1 protein-coding gene is annotated in these 2,182 nt (G+C 45.6%); it reads left to right on the top strand.

Annotated elements, in window-relative coordinates; translation table 11 throughout:
* Positions 1–33: 33 nt before the first annotated feature.
* A partial coding sequence (locus D0817_RS24685; protein WP_238160953.1) for a DUF6443 domain-containing protein occupies positions 34–2,182 on the top strand: 2,149 nt, incomplete at its 3' end.

Raw genomic sequence — 2,182 nt, 5'->3', positions numbered from 1 at the left:
CCAGCATCACTACAAGCCAATTACCAATAAATCATGAAAAATTTCAGCAAACTTCTTTTAGTTTTATTTCCGGCTATGGTCATTGGCCAGACAATGACCCAGAATGATATTAAAACGGTGACGTACAAAACACCAAGTAGTACGACAATTGCAGATCCGACACCTGCGCAGGCCTCTCAAAACATAACCTACTTTGACGGGCTCGGAAGGCCGGTTCAGCAAAATGCCGTACAGCAGTCTGCTACGGGAAAAGACATTGTAACACCAATAGAATACGATGATTTTGGAAGACAGGTAAAAGAATACCTTCCGTTTGCTTCTTCCCAGACCAATTCGGGGTATATAGATCCAGCCACACTGTTACCGGATTTAAAGGCACAATACCAAAGCCATTACGGGGCGGTAAATGCAAATCCGTATAGTGAGAAACAACTGGAAGCCTCTCCCCTGAACCGTGTCCTGAAACAGGCTGCTCCAGGAGACGACTGGAGCCTCGAATCCGGTCATGCCATCAAAATCGACTACCAGACCAATGTTGCCGATGAAGTCAGACTCTTTACGGTTGCTGTTATCTGGAAGGCAGCATCGGGTTTGCATGAAATCAGTCTTGAAAATGCAGGGACTTATGCCGCAGGAGAATTATACAAAACCATAACTTACGATGAGAATACCTCTGCAAATCCAACGGAAACTTCGGGATCAACGGTAGAATTTAAAAACAAGGAAGGTAAGGTGGTGCTGAAAAGAACCTATGAGGCAGGTATCAGACATGATACGTATTACATACACGATATATACGGTAACCTGACGTATGTAATTCCGCCAAAAGCAACAGATCTTATCGGGGATTCCAAAGCCCTGCAGGCTGATGTAACTTCTACGACGATCGTTGCTTCCGGGACTTCCTTAGCCCTGACGGCTTCCAATTCGATTCGATTACTACCGGGATTTAATGCAAGGGCAGGCAGTACTTTTTCTGCTGTTATTGACAATGGCACTCAGGCGATCCTCGATAATTTATGCTATCAGTACAAATACGACTACCGCAACCGCATGGTCGAGAAAAAACTGCCGGGCAAACAATGGGAGTTTATGGTGTATGATAAATTAGACCGCGTCGTGGCCACGGGACCTGCGAATGCGCCTTTTTCGGATCTTACTTCAGCGGGATGGCTCATTACCAAATACGATGTTTTTGGGCGTCCCCTTTATACAGGCTGGAACAATGTAAGCAGTACTTCTGCCACCAGAAAAACATTGCAGGACGCGCAAAACTCAGCCACGGTATTGTCCGAAAGCAAACAAACCTCCGGAACCATTGACGGAGTGGCGGTCTATTACAGCAATGCCATAGCGCCCACTGCGTTTAAAGTACTGACCGTTAATTATTACGATGACTATGCTTTCCCGGGTGCCCGGAAGATGCCGGCCACCATAGAAAACCAGACTGTTTTAACCAACGTAAAAACGCTGCCTACCGGAACATGGACCAGGGTGCCGACCACCACAGCCGAAATGCTGGGGGAAGTAAGCACTACTTTTTATGACCAAAAAGCCAGACCCATACGAGCGTATCAACTGAATCATCTGGGAGGTTATACCCTTACGGACAGTAAAATTGATTTTATCGGAAAAACGCTGTATACCCTCACCCGGCACAAACGTACTTCGGACAATACGGAAGTATTAATAAGGGAAGATTTCACCTACTCGCCCCAGGACCGATTGCTGACCCACACCCATCAGGTCAACGGAGGAAAAGTGCAGCTCATGGCCGATAATAGCTATGATGCACTGGGACCATTAATTAGCAAGAAAACAGGAAACAATAGTGCTGTCCCGCTACAGAAAATCGATTACAGCTACAACATAAGAGGCTGGCTTACGGAAATCAATAAAACGGCTAACCTGCAGCAAGGCACGGATCCGCTGGATTTGTTCACCTTTAAGATCGGTTACAATACACCAACGGCAAATATTGCAGGAGTCACAACATTGTATAACGGGAATATCTCCGAGACAATCTGGAGAACCGGATCTGACAATATGGAGCGCCGTTACGGTTATCAATACGATAAACTGAACCGGTTGAAAAATGCGATTTACGGAAAAAACGGTTTGACGACCAATGCCTATAATGAAAGTTTAACCTATGATAAAAACGGAAATATTCTGTCCCTGA

Source organism: Flavobacterium cupreum (genome assembly GCF_003996965.1).
GTDB lineage: Bacteria > Bacteroidota > Bacteroidia > Flavobacteriales > Flavobacteriaceae > Flavobacterium > Flavobacterium cupreum.
This window is presented reverse-complemented; position numbering and strand designations above follow the sequence as displayed.